Source organism: Neorhizobium sp. PAMB6630, from assembly GCF_058242775.1.
On sequence record NZ_JBZAYV010000002.1, the window covers coordinates 1236929 to 1252376 of the forward strand.

At 60.9% G+C, this 15448-nt stretch carries 12 protein-coding genes and 1 pseudogene; 9 read left to right on the forward strand and 4 right to left on the reverse strand.

Features of this window, described 5'->3' with window-relative positions:
- Positions 1–147: 147 nt before the first annotated feature.
- Complete coding sequence (locus tag AC4CWF_RS24375) at positions 148–1893, reverse strand: ABC transporter ATP-binding protein (RefSeq protein WP_491286304.1); 1746 nt, start codon at positions 1891–1893, stop codon at positions 148–150.
- Between the two features lie 259 nt (positions 1894–2152).
- On the opposite strand from AC4CWF_RS24375, the gene AC4CWF_RS24380 reads away from it, so the two are divergent.
- The 6 genes from AC4CWF_RS24380 to AC4CWF_RS24405 all read left to right on the forward strand — a co-directional run bounded on the left by AC4CWF_RS24380 (position 2153) and on the right by AC4CWF_RS24405 (position 7369).
- On the forward strand, positions 2153–2980 hold the full coding sequence (locus AC4CWF_RS24380; RefSeq protein WP_491287798.1) for a transporter substrate-binding domain-containing protein: 828 nt from the start codon (positions 2153–2155) through the stop codon (positions 2978–2980).
- Between the two features lie 122 nt (positions 2981–3102).
- Positions 3103–3744 carry an amino acid ABC transporter permease gene (locus tag AC4CWF_RS24385; protein WP_491286306.1) on the forward strand — a complete coding sequence of 214 codons (642 nt, stop codon included), beginning with the start codon at positions 3103–3105 and terminating at the stop codon, positions 3742–3744.
- A complete protein-coding gene (locus tag AC4CWF_RS24390; RefSeq protein WP_491286308.1) occupies positions 3741–4409 on the forward strand; it encodes an amino acid ABC transporter permease in 669 nt (222 codons plus the stop codon). Before AC4CWF_RS24385 ends, AC4CWF_RS24390 begins: the two co-directional genes overlap by 4 nt.
- Positions 4406–5197 carry an amino acid ABC transporter ATP-binding protein gene (locus AC4CWF_RS24395; RefSeq protein WP_491286309.1) on the forward strand — a complete coding sequence of 264 codons (792 nt, stop codon included), beginning with the start codon at positions 4406–4408 and terminating at the stop codon, positions 5195–5197. The genes AC4CWF_RS24390 and AC4CWF_RS24395 overlap by 4 nt, the downstream gene beginning before the upstream one ends.
- A gap of 37 nt (positions 5198–5234) precedes the next feature.
- Positions 5235–6038, forward strand: a complete 804-nt coding sequence (hutC, locus tag AC4CWF_RS24400) for a histidine utilization transcriptional repressor HutC (RefSeq protein WP_491286311.1) — start codon at positions 5235–5237, stop codon at positions 6036–6038.
- The gene (locus AC4CWF_RS24405; protein ID WP_491286313.1) at positions 6017–7369 is read left to right on the forward strand and encodes an LLM class flavin-dependent oxidoreductase; all 1353 of its coding nucleotides are present in this window, start codon (positions 6017–6019) and stop codon (positions 7367–7369) included. Before hutC ends, AC4CWF_RS24405 begins: the two co-directional genes overlap by 22 nt.
- Before the next feature lie 3 nt (positions 7370–7372).
- On the opposite strand, the gene AC4CWF_RS24410 is transcribed toward AC4CWF_RS24405, so the two are convergent.
- A complete protein-coding gene (locus AC4CWF_RS24410) occupies positions 7373–10156 on the reverse strand; it encodes a DNA translocase FtsK (RefSeq protein WP_491286315.1) in 2784 nt (927 codons plus the stop codon).
- 384 nt (positions 10157–10540) lie between these two features.
- Here AC4CWF_RS24410 and AC4CWF_RS24415 point away from each other — a divergent pair, with 384 nt between their 5' ends.
- Both AC4CWF_RS24415 and AC4CWF_RS24420 read left to right on the forward strand, forming a co-directional pair.
- Positions 10541–11260: a GntR family transcriptional regulator gene (locus AC4CWF_RS24415; RefSeq protein WP_491286316.1), complete on the forward strand. Its 720-nt coding sequence runs from the start codon at positions 10541–10543 to the stop codon at positions 11258–11260.
- A gap of 160 nt (positions 11261–11420) precedes the next feature.
- Positions 11421–12386, forward strand: coding sequence for a dihydrodipicolinate synthase family protein (locus AC4CWF_RS24420; RefSeq protein ID WP_491286318.1), 966 nt, complete (start codon positions 11421–11423; stop codon positions 12384–12386).
- A 205-nt stretch (positions 12387–12591) separates the two neighbouring features.
- Here the strand turns inward: AC4CWF_RS24420 and soxR are convergent.
- Positions 12592–12987: pseudogene (soxR, locus tag AC4CWF_RS24425) on the reverse strand (redox-sensitive transcriptional activator SoxR); the annotation flags it as partial.
- Between the two features lie 119 nt (positions 12988–13106).
- Here soxR and AC4CWF_RS24430 point away from each other — a divergent pair.
- The gene (locus tag AC4CWF_RS24430) at positions 13107–14402 is read left to right on the forward strand and encodes an MFS transporter (RefSeq protein ID WP_491286320.1); all 1296 of its coding nucleotides are present in this window, start codon (positions 13107–13109) and stop codon (positions 14400–14402) included.
- Between the two features lie 112 nt (positions 14403–14514).
- Here the strand turns inward: AC4CWF_RS24430 and kdgR are convergent, their stop codons facing one another.
- Positions 14515–15297, reverse strand: a complete 783-nt coding sequence (kdgR, locus tag AC4CWF_RS24435; RefSeq protein ID WP_491286322.1) for a DNA-binding transcriptional regulator KdgR — start codon at positions 15295–15297, stop codon at positions 14515–14517.
- Positions 15298–15448 lie beyond the last annotated feature (151 nt).

A 15448-nucleotide genomic window follows, 5' to 3' on the forward strand; every position in this document is an offset into this window, starting at 1 on the left:
TCACCTCTGGCGGTTTTGCGGCCACATGATCAGGAGATTCGGGCAGGTCTGGGGCCGGGGAAAGCCATATGCACGGGCATGACGGCAGACGCCGGCAAGGGCCGGCGCCTGAATTTGCCATGGGGGGAGATTGGTCTCGGCCCTTTCTCAGGCCAGAAGCGTGGCAAGGCCTTCCACCTGCGCATGGTGCAGGCGGCGATAGAGACCGTTTGCCATGGCAACCAGTTCGCCATGGCTGCCCTGTTCGATGATACGGCCCTTGTCCACCACCAGGATCCGGTCAGCCTTGGTGATCGTGGCCAGCCGGTGGGCAATGACCAGCGTGGTGCGCCCGACGGCAAGTTCGGCAAGCGACGCCTGGATCGCCCGTTCCGTTTCCGTATCGAGCGCCGATGTTGCCTCGTCGAGGATCAGGATCGGCGGGTTTTTGAGGAAGATGCGGGCAATCGCCAGCCGCTGTTTCTGTCCGCCCGACAATTTGACGCCGCGCTCACCGATGATCGTATCAAGCCCCTCCGGCAGTGCCTCGATCACATCGGCAAGGCGCGCCCGGCGGGCGGCCTCGACGATCTCGGCATCGGTCGCATCGAGCCGACCATAGGCGATGTTTTCGCGGATCGTGCCGGCAAACAGGAACACATCCTGCTGCACGATGCCGATATTGCCGCGCAGGGATTTGAGCGTGATGTCCCTGACATCAACGCCACCAATGGAGATGGCACCGCCGGTGACGTCGTAAAAGCGCGGCAGAAGCGAGCAGAGCGTCGTCTTGCCGGCGCCCGAGGGGCCGACGAAAGCGACCATCGTCCCTTGTTTGATGGAAAGATTGAGCCCCTCAAACACGGGCTGGCCGCTGGCATAATGGAACGCCACATCCTTATAGACGATATCGCCATCAAGGCGTGACAGCGGGCGGGCGCCGGGGCGATCGACGATGTCGGCTTTCTGGGCGAGAAAACCGAGATAACGCTGGAAGCCGGCAATGCCCTTCGGATAGGTCTCGATCACCGAATTGATTTTTTCGATCGGCCGCAGGAACACATTGACGAGAAGCAGAAAACCGACAAAACCGCCGGCACTCAAACTGCCCTGCGTGACGAACCAGGCGCCGGCCAACATGATCACCACCTGCACGAAACGCATCGACAGGTATGTCATGGACGTGGACGCTGCCATGTACCGGTAGGCTTGCAGCTTGGTATCGCGGTAGTTGCTGTTATCCCTGGCAAAAAGCCGACGCTCATGCTCTTCGTTGGCAAAGGCCTGCACGACGCGGATGCCGCCGACATTGGCCTCGATGCGGGTGTTGAAATCGGCGACACGACCGTAGAGCGCCCGCCAGGTCACCGTCATCCGCTGCCCATAATGGGTGGTCAGAAAACCGGTGAGCGGCACGATGATCGCTGCCATCACCGCCAGCGGCGCATGCACCCACAGCATGATGCAAAACGCGCCGATCAGCGTCATCACCGCGATGAACAGGTCTTCCGGCCCGTGATGCGCGACTTCGCCGATCTCTTCCAGATCCTTGGTCAGCCGCGCGACGAGCCGCCCCGTGCGCTCATTGTCGAAATAACCGAAGGAGAGCGTCTGCAGGTGATCGAAAGCCTTGCGCCGCATCTCCGTCTCGATGTTGATGCCGAGCATGTGGCCCCAATAGGTGACGACGACCTGCAGCCCGGCATTGGCAAGATAGATCACCAGCAGACCGACGGCGGCAATGGAAATCCATCCGAACTGGCCGGTCGGCAACAGCCTGTCGATGAACAGCGTGACGGCCAGCGGAAAGGCGAGCTCAAGAAGCCCTGATAGGACAGCGCAGGAGAAATCCAGGATGAAAAGCCGCGTGTGGGGACGATAATAGGCGGCAAATTGCTTGACGGTAGAGGACATGGATCACTCTCTTGAAGCCGGGACAGGCGAAAGCAGTTGCTGGGGAATACCTCCGCATCGGCAGATTTGCAAATCCTGAGATTGCTCAGCAACTTTAAAATGACCAAAAAGCTCATTTTTTAGGCGCCGCAGAAAGCTGCACAAATTTGTTGACAGAGGTCTGCCAGCCCGATCTATTTGTATAGTCAAAAAGGTCGGGTCCACCGGCCGGATCACGGGGATCTGCGCACGGGCGCACAAGGTAGACGGGAGCATGATGATGCAGAAGAGAAGTTTCCTCAAGGCGGCGGTCGGCGCAGCCATGCTGTTTGGTGCAGCCGTGTCGGCCCATGCGGACGATGTGCTGGCCAAGGCAAAGGCTGCCGGCGTTCTGAAGGTCGGCACCGAGACCGCCTTTGCGCCATTCGATTTCATCGACGCCGGTGATCACGTCGGCCTCAACGTCGATATGTTCGCCGAAATCGGCAAGGAACTCGGCGTCAAGATCGAGTGGGTCACGCTGCCCTGGGAAGGCGTTCTGCCCGGCCTGGAAGCTGGCAAGTTCGATGTCGTTGCCGGTCCCGCCACCATTACCAAGGCCCGCATGGAGCGTTACCGCTTCTCCTCGCCGATTGCTGAAGCAACCGTTGCGATCCTGAAGAAGGCCGGCGACACCTCGATCACCAAGCCGCAGGATATCGCCGGCAAGGCCGTCGGCGTCGGCAAGGCAACCGCCCAGCTTGCCCAGTTGACCGAGTTTTCCGCAACACTTCCGTCCAAGGTCGATATTCGCGAATATCCCGCCTTCAACGATGCCTATGCCGATATGGCCGCCGGCCGCGTCGTGGCTGTTGCCAATTCACTGCCGAATATTGCCTTTGTCGCCAAGCAGCGCGCCGGCCTGTTCGAGGTGGTGCAGCCGGCTTTCGGCAAGCCGACCTATTTCGGCTTTGTCGGCATGAAAGATGCCGATCACGCCAAGCTGATGGATGCCGTCGATGCAGCCCTCCTGAAGATGAAGTCCGATGGCCGCACCGCAAAGCTGCAGGAAAAGTGGTTCGGCACCAAGTTCGATACGCCGGATATGGTGAAGGACCCGGCAATCTGATCCGGCAATCTGGTCCGGGACGCGTGGCGGGGGGAGCTTCTTCCCGCCGGCACTCCTGACTTCCTGGTGAAAACCGTGGCCTGCCATCCGGCCACCGGTTCTGCGACGGATGCTTCCGCCCCATGTCGTTCAAGCTGTTCAATCTTCTGGTACAGGCATCCGTCTGGACCATCGGCATCAGTGCCATCTCGATCGCCATCGGCTTCCTGCTGGCGCTGGTGCTGTCGGCCGCGCTGCTGTCGGGCAAGGCCTTCTATCGGCGCCCGGCACAGTTCTTCATCAGCTTTTTTCGCGGCGTGCCGCTTCTGGTGCAGCTTCTGCTCATCTACAATCTTCTGCCGTTCATCGGGCTGAACGTGCCGAGCATTGTCGCGGCTATCATCGGCATGTCGCTCTGCACGGCGGCCTATCAGGCGGAAAACCTGCGCGGCGGGTTTGAGAGCGTGCCGCGCGGGCTGATCGAGGCCGCCGACATGGTGGGTTTTACGCCAAGCCAGCTGTTCCTGCGCATCAAGGTGCCGATCGCCCTGCGGATGACCTTTCCCGCCCTCGTCAACGAAGCGATCATGATCCTTAAATCCTCCTCGCTGGTCTCCGTCGTCGGCATCGTGGAAATCACCCGCATGGCGCAGGATCTCGCCTCCTCCACCTATATGCCGATCGAGATCTTTTCCTCGGCCGCCCTCATCTATCTCGTCATCTGCTGGAGCGTGGCGCTTGCCGGTCGTTATGGCGAACGCGCGCTGCCGGGAGTTGCCAAATGATGTTTGATCCCGGCGTTATCCTCAAACATCTGCCCGAGATCATTTCCGGCACCGGCGTGACGCTGGCGCTCTGGATTGCCGGAATGCTGCTCGGCGTGCTCATCGGCTTTGTCGTCGCAACCCTCAGGCGTTATGGCGGCGTCATGGTCGACATTCCGCTCGGTCTTGTGGTGGAAGTGCTGCGCGGCACGCCCTTCCTCATCCAGATCTTCCTCGTTTATTACGGCGGCCCGTTCATCGGCATTTCGCTTGATCCCATTCCCTGCGGCCTTCTCGGGCTGTCGATCTATGCGGCGGCCTATTATTCGGAAATTTTTCGCGCAGGCTACGGCGCGGTGCCCCACGGCCATGTGGAGGCCGCCGAATGCCTTGGCTTTTCGCGCCTGCAGGTCATCCGCCGCATTCTCCTGCCGGAAATGGCGCTGATCGTGCTGCCGCCCTCGGTCAACCTTTCGGTGATCCTGCTGAAGGAATCGGCGGTTCTGTCCATCATCACCGTGCCGGAACTGACCACCACCGTCAGCGCCATCGGTTCGCAGGAATATGCCTTTCTCGAGGCCATTTTCCTGTTGGCAGTCATCTACTGGGTCATCGTCGAGGCCGCGGCCCGGCTTGGCCGTTTTGCCGAATCCCGCTTTTCCACCTACAGGTTTTCCACGCCATGACGCTTCCCGCCATTTCCGTTCGAAACCTTGTGAAGCGCTTCGGCCAGACGCCGGTGTTGCAGGATATCGATCTGGATATCCCCGAGGGCAAGGTTTCCTGCCTGATCGGCCCGTCCGGGTCCGGCAAGAGCACGCTTTTGCGCTGCCTGGCGTTCCTGGAGGAGGCAACGGAGGGGATGATCACCGTCAACGGCGAGGCGCTGGGTTTCTTTGAAAACGCCAGGGGAGAGCGCGAGCGTCTGCCGTCGACCCAGATCCGGGCGGTGCGCGCGCAGATCGGCATGGTGTTCCAGCAGTTCAACCTCTGGCCCCACATGACGGCATTGGGGAATGTTTCGGAGGCGCTGAAGACGGTTCATAAGGTGCCCCGGAAAGAAGCGGAAGAGCGCGCCATGGCGCAGTTGAAGAAAGTCGGCCTTGAAAACCGCGCCGGGCATTATCCGGCGCAACTGTCCGGCGGCCAGCAGCAGCGTGTGGCAATCGCCCGGGCACTGGCACTATCGCCCAAGATCATGCTGTTTGACGAGCCGACCTCGGCGCTCGACCCGGAACTGACCGGCGAAGTGCTGACGGTCATGCGTGATCTGGCAGCGGACGGCATGACCATGGTCGTCGTCAGCCACGAGATCGGTTTTGCCGCCACCATCGGCCACCAGATCAGCTTTCTCGACCAGGGGCGGCTCGTGTTGACGGGCGCACCGGCGGACGTATTTGCCAAGCCGCGCCATCCGCGTCTGGAACAGTTCCTCGATACCTATCTGGACCGCGGTGCCTCGATGCTGGCCTGACGGGTCCGGCCAAGCGGCATGCGATGGAGGAGGCGACATGGACCATGACAGCAGGATCGGCAAAAAGCCCGTCCGTTCGCTTCATGCGCGCATCCTAGAGGAGATCGAGGACAATATCGTCTCCGGCCGCTGGCCGCCGGGCCATAAAGTGCCCTCCGAGCAGGCGCTGACGCAGGCCTATGGCTGCTCGCGGATGACGGTCAGCAAGGTCCTGACGGAGCTTGCCCGGGCGGGCCTTCTTCTGAGGCGTCGCAAGACCGGCAGCATCGTCATGCCGCAGGGGCCGCAAAGCGCGATCCTTGAAATCTATGATATCGGCGACGAAGTGCGTGCGCAGAACCTGTCTTATCGGTTCGAGGTGGTCAGCCGCGCGCTGCGCCTGCCGACACGCAGCGAACGTGCAGCCTGCGCCCTGCCGGCGCGGCGAAAACTCCTGTCGCTCACCGTCATGCACCGGGCAGATGACGCGCCGTTCTGCCTTGAAGAACGCATCATCAACCTTTCCATCGTGCCGGATGCCGCAACCGAAACGTTCGAGGAACTGTCGCCCGGCCCGTGGCTGCTGCAACACGTGCCGTGGAACGCCGCGGAACACCGGATTGCAGCCGATGCGGCATCCTTGCCCGTGGCCGAGGCGCTTGGCCTTTGCCTCCATGCACCGGTTCTGACGGTGGAGCGCCAGACCTGGCGCTTTGAAGATACCGTCACCCGCGTGCGCCTCACCTATCCCGGCCGCCAGCATGCGCTGACCGCCCGTTTCACACCGCTGCGACGTCTGGACGCCAGCACGCCCGCCGCTGATCACCAGGAGCAGATCCCATGGCCCGCACCGACACGCTGAAGCTCGGCACCTTCGTTTACACCTTCGGGTTCAATCCCGCCGCCTGGCGTCATCCGGCAGCGGATGTGAACGGCGCAAACACCATCGATCACCTGCTGAACGTTGCCAAAATCTCGGAAGCGGCCAAATTCGACTTCATGTTTCTGGCGGATTCGCCGGCGGCTGCCATCGGCGATGCGGATGCGCTTGCCCGCTCGCCCACCAAGATGAACCGTTTCGAACCGCTGTCGCTGATTTCCGCGCTCTCGGTGCTGACGGAAAAGCTGGGGTTTGTTGCCACGGCCTCGACCAGCTTTTATGAGCCCTTCAACCTCGCCCGCATCTTTGCCTCGATCGACCATTTGAGCGGCGGGCGCGCCTGCTGGAACGTGGTGACATCGGACCATGACGAAACCGGCTACAACTACAATTTCGACGGGCTTCCACCGCACAGCTGGCGTTACGAGCGTGGCGCGGAATTCGTCGATGTCGTTTTCGGCCTCTGGGACAGTTTTGAGCCGGATGCACTGATCCTCGACAAGCAGGCCGGGCTCTACCACGACAAGGACAAACTGCATCTCCTCAACCACAAGGGGCCGCATTTTCAGGTGCGCGGTCCGTTGAACATTGCCGCTTCCCCGCAGGGACGGCCGGTGATTGCCCAAGCCGGCGGCTCCGAGCCCGGCATGGAACTCGCCGCACGCACCGCCGAAATCGTCTTCAGCCTTGCCTCCAACCTTCAGCGCAACAAGGCTTTTGCCGATAACGTCAAAGGACGCATGGCAAAGTACGGGCGTTCCACCAGCGATCTCAAGATGATGCCTGGAGTCGTCATCAATGTGGCCGAGACGAAGGCCCAGGCGCAGGCGAAGGTCAATTTCCTCATCGACAATCTGCATCCGGATGTCGGGCGCTGGATGCTCGGCGAATTTCTCGAAACCGATCTGTCAGGCGCTGATCTCGACAAACCCTTCCCGATGGAGCGGCTTCCCGCCGAGCCGAAGGGCTCGAAGGCTCTCTTCGAGGAACTGACGGATTATATCCGCCAGGGCCACACGCTCGGCCATCTCATCCGCCATTACGCGGAAAAGAGCACGGGCAACGGCATCACCGGTACGCCCACAGAAATTGCCGATTTCATGGAGGAATGGTTTCAGGCGGGTGCCGCCGACGGTTTTATCCTGATGTTCCCCACGCTGCCGGCAAGCCTCACCGATTTTGTCGAGCTGGTTTTGCCGGAACTGCGCCGTCGCGGCCTGTTTCGCGAGGAATACGAGGGCTCGACCCTTCGCGAAAACCTTGGCCTGTCGAAGCCGGCCAACCGCTATGCGGCTACCCGGCAGGGATCGTGAGGCTTAATCTTCAGAAAGCGTGGGGACCGGCTTGCCGGAAATGATCTCGCGTTTTCCGACATGGTTTGCCGGGCCGACGAGGCCTTCCTGCTCCATGCGTTCCACCAGTGAGGCGGCCCGGTTATAGCCGACCGAGAGGCGACGCTGGATGTAGGATGTCGAGCACTTGCGGTCCTTCATCACCACCTTGACGGCCTTTTCATAGAGGTCGTCGGCATCTTCGCTGCCCATGCCGCTGCGGTCGAAGACGGCGGCATCGGTTTCCGGCTCGGCGTCCACCTCGTTTTCGTCTTCCGTGACGGTGCCCAGATAATCCGGCCGTCCTTGCGCCTTCAGGTGCGAGACGACGTATTCCACCTCGGCATCCGACACGAAGGGGCCGTGGACACGCGAAATGCGCCCGCCGCCGGCCATATGCAGCATGTCGCCCTGGCCGAGCAGGTGTTCGGCACCCTGTTCGCCCAAAATGGTGCGGCTGTCGATCTTCGACGTCACCTGGAAAGAAATGCGCGTCGGGAAATTGGCCTTGATCGTACCGGTGATGACATCGACGGAGGGACGCTGCGTTGCCATGATCAGGTGGATACCGGCGGCGCGCGCCATCTGCGCGAGACGCTGGATAGCACCTTCGATTTCCTTGCCGGCAACCATCATCAGGTCGGCCATCTCGTCCACGACGACGACGATATAGGGCATCGGCGACAGGTCGAGTTCCTGTTCCTCGTAAACGATCTCGCCGTTGTGACGATCAAAGCCGGTCTGCACGTTGACGGTGATCGTCTCGCCCTTTTCGCGGGCCTGGGCGGCGCGGGCATTGTAGCCGTCGATATTGCGTACGCCGAGCCGCGACATCTTGCGATAACGATCCTCCATCTCGCGCACGGCCCATTTCAGCGCCAGCACGGCCTTTTTCGGATCGGTGACGACAGGAGTGAGCAGATGCGGGATGCCGTCATAGACCGACAGTTCCAGCATTTTCGGGTCGATCATGATCATGCGGCATTCTTCCGGGCGTAGCCGGTAGAGAAGCGACAGGATCATGGTGTTTATGGCAACCGACTTGCCCGAACCGGTGGTGCCGGCAACCAGCAGATGCGGCATCTTGGCAAGTTCGGCAATGACAGGCTCGCCACCAATGGTCTTGCCAAGGCAGAGCGCCAGGCGGTGCTTGGTTTCCCAATAATCCTCACACTCGATGAGTTCACGCAGGAACACCGTTTCGCGAACGGCGTTCGGCAGCTCGATGCCGATGACATTGCGGCCGGGAACGACCGCGACGCGAGCCGACAGCGCCGACATGGAGCGGGCGATATCATCGGCAAGGCCGATGACGCGCGAGGATTTGACACCCGGCGCCGGCTCGAATTCGTAAAGCGTGACAACAGGACCGGGGCGCACGTCGATGATTTCGCCGCGCACACCAAAATCTTCCAGGATGCTTTCGAGAAGACCGGCGCTCTGCTGCAGCGCATCCGGCTGCACCGTTTCGGCCTGCTGGCCAAACGGTTCCTGCAGAAGCGCGATCGGCGGGAATTCGTAGGCGTCATCGCTTTCGCGCACGGCCATGGCACCGGACAGACCCGGCAGGCCCTGCGGCTTGCGCCGCGAAATCGGCACGATGGCGCGGGCCGACGGCTGTTGCGGCTGAACGGTTACGGTTTCGACTTCAGCAACCGGGGCTTCGACCGGCGCGACAACGGCCTCCTCGATCACCGGCACGACAACCGCAACTGGCTCGACGGTAATGGCATCCATCGGCGGATGAACCGGCGGCGCAACAGGGGCCGGGATGGCCATGACGGTTTCGCGTGGCTCGGCTGCAATGGGCTGAACGGGGCGTTTCTCAAACCGGGTTCCGGGACGCACCTCGCGGTAAAGCGCCGTCACGGAATTCGGCACCAGCGGATGGGCAAGGCGCACCACTTCGGCCGGGCGCCGCAGGATGACGGGGCCGGCGTGGAAGGTTTGCGGGACTGCCGGCTGCTCCACGGCCGGAGGTACCGCAGGCGCCACATCGGCATCCATGCCGGCTTCGAAGAAGGCGAAATCGGAGAGCCACAGCTTGGGCGCTGACGGCGTATCGCAAGAAGCCGGTGTCGCGGCAACCGGCGCGGCAGACGTCATCGGCGAGGCGACCCCGGGCGATACGGCAGGAGCTTGCGCGGGTGCCGTCACGGCTGGTGCGAACGGGACAGGCACGGCGTTGGTAAAAGCGGGCTGAGCGGGAGAGGCAGGCGAATAGGCAGGCACGATGTGCGGCTGCGCGGCATTAACGGGAGATGCGATTTCGGTGGTCTTTTCTGCAGGCATTTCGGCTTTCGGTTCTTCCTTCGGCGCCGGCCGCTTGAAGATGAGCGCGCGCGGCGAAGGTTGCGGCTTCACCTTTGACGGAGCCGGTATCTGCTGCATGGCGGATGCCACGCCCTGCAGCGCATTGACGAGCAATTCGGGCGCAAGCGTGGCGTTTTCATTGACCGGTGGCTGGGCATTCACATCGAGCGGCTCGACCAGCCGCCCGGCGGCCGCCGGCATGCGTTCTTCCGGGGCAACGGGTGCCACCTGGTCGCGACCACGCGGCCGGGCAAGAATGCTTTCCGGCGTGCGGGTGAACCGCACGTTGGGCGCCAGCTTGAAGGCCGCCTGCCAGGGCGCCTGCTCGATGGTTGCTTCGTTCGGATCGACGGTCGGTGTCCGGCGATGCGGCTCAGGTTCGCGGCCGTCGAGGGGACCCTCGTCGGACTGCATGGTTTCAAGGGACTTGGGGAAGTTCGTTCTATGAAAATGCATCACACCAACCGCGTACAAATGGCAGTGCTATTAAGTAGAAAATAAAGGTTAATGGCTCCTTTAGAACCGCCTCCGGCTGTGCGATTTCATAACCTGTGACAGTCTGTCCGGTTCGGGTATAGGCTGCATCAAGCCTTTGGAGATAATAGAGAAAACGCAAAATTTCGCACATTTTACGGCATCGGACTGTTTAACGCGGGCGCTCCTTGAAGGGCGGGTGCGCGGGATCTGCTTGGGCTACCCCTCCTCTCCTCGCCAGCACCCCCAAACGGCAAGGCCACCCCTCCACGATCTGCCGCGCATGCCCTGTCGCGACACCTTTGAATTTAATCGACAGATGGCCTGCAGTATGATGGATGAAGACAAACAACAGACGGATTGGCGATGGCGACGACAACTGCACAAGATGTTCAAGACCCGGCCCGCACGCGCGGATCCGGCACCCAGACCGTTTATGCCACTATCCGCCGGGAAATTCTGGCGATGACGCTGGAGCCGGGCTCGCCGCTGGACGAGGTCAAGCTGTCTGAACGCTTCGGCATGTCGCGCACGCCCGTGCGCGAAGCGCTGCTGCGGCTCTCCGCCGATGGCCTGACGACCACCCTGCCGAACCGCAACACCATCGTTGCCGCCATCGACTTTGCCGCCCTCCCCGCCTATTTCGAAGCGCTGACACTGATGTACCGGGTGACGACGCGCGGCGCCGCCGGCCGCCGGAGCGCTGGTCCCGCACGGGACATTCGCGCCCGCCAGACCGAGTTTGCACGGGCTGTCGATGCGCAGGATGCCTATGCGATGATCGAGGCGAACCGCGAGTTCCACGTCGCCATCGCCGAACGGGCCGGCAATGCCTATTACACCACCTTCTTTACCCGGCTGCTCGATGAAGGACGACGGATCCTCCGGCTCTATTATTCCACCTTCGACGACCGGCTGCCCCGGCAATATGTCGAGGAGCATGAGGACATGATCCTTGCGATTGAAGCGGGGGACGTGGAGCGAGCCGATACATTGGCGCTTGCCCATGCAGCGCAGATCGTGGCGCAGATACAGGAGTATCTGGCGCGCGACGCCGCCAATGCGCGCGACCTCAAGAACATCTGACATCAACCTTTTGCCGGCTTTCGTCTTGCGCCAAGCGCTGCCTTGCGCAGCTTCCGACATCGCCACGCTTTTCCATCGACAATAAAAATACAAAGTGTATACTAACTCCAATTCCGGCCTCGGCAGTCCTTGCCGTCCCGCTTTTTTGATGGAGATTGCAATGACCTCGAACATTTTCACCGGCTGCATTCCGGCCCTGATGACACCATGCCATGCCGACCGCACGCCTGATTTTGACGGTCTGGTGCGCAAAGGCCGCGAGCTGGTGGATGCCGGCATGTCGGCGGTTGTCTATTGTGGATCGATGGGCGACTGGCCGCTGCTGACCGATGCGCAGCGCATGGATGGCGTCGAGCGACTGGTGAAGGCGGGGCTTCGGGTCATCGTCGGAACCGGCGCCGTCAACACAAAGATTGCCGCCGAACATGCAGCGCATGCGCAGAAGGTTGGCGCACACGGCCTGATGGTCATTCCGCGGGTGCTTTCGCGCGGCACGTCCGTTTCGGCCCAGCGGGCGCATTTCAAGACGATCCTCTCGGCTGCTCCCGATCTGCCGGCCGTCATCTACAACAGCCCCTATTACGGTTTTGCCACGCGCGCCGACCTGTTTTTCGAGCTGCGGCGCGAACACAAGAACCTCATTGGCTTCAAGGAGTTCGGCGGCCCGGCAGACCTGCGTTATGCCGCTGAAAACATCACCAGCCGTGACGATGAAGTGACCCTGATGGTCGGCGTCGATACCGCCGTCTTCCACGGTTTTGTCAATTGCGGCGCATCCGGCGCCATCACCGGCATCGGCAATGTGCTGCCCCGCGAAGTGCTGCATCTGGTTTCGCTCTGCGAGGCCGCCGCCAAGGGGAACGCTACAGCCCGCTCCCAGGCGCTTGAACTGGAAACCGCACTTGCCGTGCTCTCTTCCTTCGATGAAGGCCCGGATCTCGTTCTCTTCTACAAGCACATGCTGGTGATGACCGGAAATCCCGAATTCACGCTGCACTTCAACGAAACCGACAGCCTTTCCGACAGCCAGCGCGGCTTTGTCGAAAAGCAGTTCAAGCTGTTCCAGGCCTGGTATGCCGAATGGTCAAAAACCGTTGCCCCTGTCTCTCAGGACAAGGCTGCCTGAGGCCGCCGCTGCACTCATCGAAAATGACTTGGGTATTGAGGCGGCAGAGTTTGGACTGCCGCCTTAATGCGTTCTGTAGTCTGGAGGCGTTGGCTGCGGCAGAGGGCGAACTGACACGATAACGGAGATAGTCAGCTTTCGGCCCGAAGCAGTCACCAGAGCGCTGGTCTTCGAACGTTCCGCAGTTCAAATATGACTTCGTCCATCGGCGTGGTCCGCTTCCGAAATTAGCCAGATGATCGTCAGGATTACTCAGCGGACAACTTTCCAGCGAGAGGCACCCACACCCAATGCAGTCGTCAAGTTGATCACGAAGGCGGACAAGTCGTTCGATTCTCTCATCAAGGACTTTCCGCCATTCTGAGGGTGCCGCTTGCCAGTCAGTTCTGCCCACAGCCTGGCCGCGCGGAACCCTCACCAGCATCGACCGGATTTCCGAAAGCGACAGCCCAAGAGACTGGGCGACCCGAATGATGGCCACGCGCCGCAGTTCGCGCCGATCATAACGCCGATGACCCGCTGCCGTCCTGCTGCTGTGGATCATCCCCTCTGACTCGTAATAATGCAGCGCCGATAGCGCGATGCCAGCCCGCGCTGCCATTTGGCCCACCGTTAGATCGCCGTGCCTAATCATTTGCTCTGTCGGCAACATATCGCTTGACCTCAAGTTACCTTGAGGATGCAGTCTCCGCGAGGGTCACGAAAAACGCAAGGATTTACATGCCGGAACCTTCGCAGCGATCACGTGCTTACGGCGGCACTGCACGCCTCACACGTTTTATTGCAGCCAGTGGGCTAACAAATCTCGGAGACGGGATCGCGACAATCGCGTGGGCATGGACAGCCTCTCTTTTGACGCGCGATCCGCTGTTGATCGCACTGGTCGCAGTCGCCCTCAGACTACCCTGGGCGATCTTTGCACTGCCCGCCGGGATCATAACTGATAGAATGGATCGCCGGAAACTCATCCTGAGAATGGATGTGTTACGAGCTGTCGCTTTCGGTGTCGCGGCGGTGGCGCTTTACAGCCAGTTGCCATTGTCAGCCCCTCCCCAAACGGGGCTCACATCGCCACTGGCGTTTGTTGTTCTCACCCTTACGGCTCTCATTGTCGGTGCGGCCGAGGTGTTTCGGGACAATGCCGCGCAGACCATGCTTCCCGCGCTTGTTCCGCCTGACAAATTGGAACGGGCAAATGGCAGACTCTGGAGTGTCGAGCTTACGGGTAACGCCCTCATTGGTCCGCCCGTAGGTGCAGCACTGGTTGGCGTCGCACTGCCCTTTCCGTTTACCGCGAATGCAATCGCCTACGCTCTGGCTGCTTTGATTGTGGGCAACATTGGCGGCAACTTTCAGCCTGCCCAATCCGCTCGGCGAAACTGGCGGGCGGAATTGGCCGAGGGAATGGCATTCTTAAGAGGCGCTCCGCTTCTACGGCTACTTGCCTGGCTTACAGGGTTTTGGAACCTGTTCTTTCAGATGGTCATGATCGCATTGGTACTGCATGTTCAGGAGAACCTTGGCCTGTCGTCAGCGGCATACGGGTTAATTCTTGCTACAGGAGCCGTCGGGGGAATCGCGGGCGGTCTGTTGGGCGAGCATGTAGTGCGTCGCCTGGGGACGGGTCCTACCGCGCAATGGATGCTCTTTGTCTCCGTCCCCGCCTTTGTCGGCATAGCATTGGCCCCCAATGCAGTGTCTCTAGCATTAATCCTTGCCTTGTTCGAATTCGCCGGATTGGTATGGAATACGGTGTCGGTTTCCACCCGCCAGCGCATGATACCTGACCATCTTAGGGGCCGTGTGAACAGTGTTTATCGTCTGCTGGCCTGGGGAATGATGCCGCTTGGTCTCCTGCTATCGGGGCTCATCGTTCGTGGCCTTGATGGCATTGTCCCTCGACAAGTTGCGCTGGTTGCTCCGTTTTGGGTTGCAGCCGCAGGCGTGTTCATTGTCGTCATAGTCGGCTGGAAGCAACTCAAGTCAGGGCTCGGTCGTAGTGAAGCATGTGATTGACGGCTAAAGGGCAGACGCGTCGCGTGAGGACCGCTTTCGGCGCATTTCAGCCGAAAAATCATTCGGGTTCAATGACAAAGGTTGCCTCCTGCCTCAGAGCGTCATCCCGCCCCTAGCTCCCCCCCAGCGCTTCGGAGGCGGCTTTGCCGGCATTGGTGAGAAGGTCGACATAATCTGCCTTGCGGGCCTCGTCGAAGCGGAAGAGCGGGAAGGAAATCGAGATGGCGGCGATGGGGTGCCCGAGGTAGTTGAAGATCGGAGCCGCCATGCATCTCACGCCAGCCTCGCTTTCCTCCACCTCCTCCGCATAACCGCGGGTGCGGGTCTCCTCAAGATCGGACAGAAGCTGAGCGCGGTCGGTGATTGTGCGAGGTGCGCGCTGTTCAAGCGCCATGCGAGCAAGCCGCTCGGCAATTTCCGCCTCGTCGCGAAATGCCAGAAGCGCCTTGCCAAGGGCCGTGCTGTGCAAAGGGTTGCGCAGGCCGAGCGGTGATTTCATCGCAAGATTGAAGGCGGCATCGTATTTGTGGATGTAGACGACCTTGTCCTCGCGGCTGTCGAGAATGCCAAGGTTGATGGATTCACCCGTTGCCCGTGACAGCCGGCCCATCGCGGAATCTGCTGCCCGCAACAGATCGGCCTGCTCGCTCAGCGAGCGCGCTCCAAGGCTGAACAGTTTTAGCGTCAGGCCGTATTTCTCGGTTTCCGGATCCTGCTCGACATAACCGAGATCCACCATCGTCTGCAGCAGGCGATGCGCCGTGGTCTTCGACGTCATCGCCTTTTGCGAAAGATCCGCAAGCCCGATCTGGCGCGCCTCCACCAGTGCCTCCAGCACAGCAAAGACCTTGAGGACGGCGGCGGCATTTTCTGTCTTGGCGGGCTGATCCGACATGGGCGTGTTCTAAATTTTCCGGAACTGCATTCTGGATTTCACGGCGGGGTCTGTCAAGCAGGGTGCGAGCCCCGCTCTTCCCCTCCTCCGCTGCGGTTCTCAACCCCTTGACGATCAAACCGCACGCCAAAAGAGCGGATACAAAAACGGC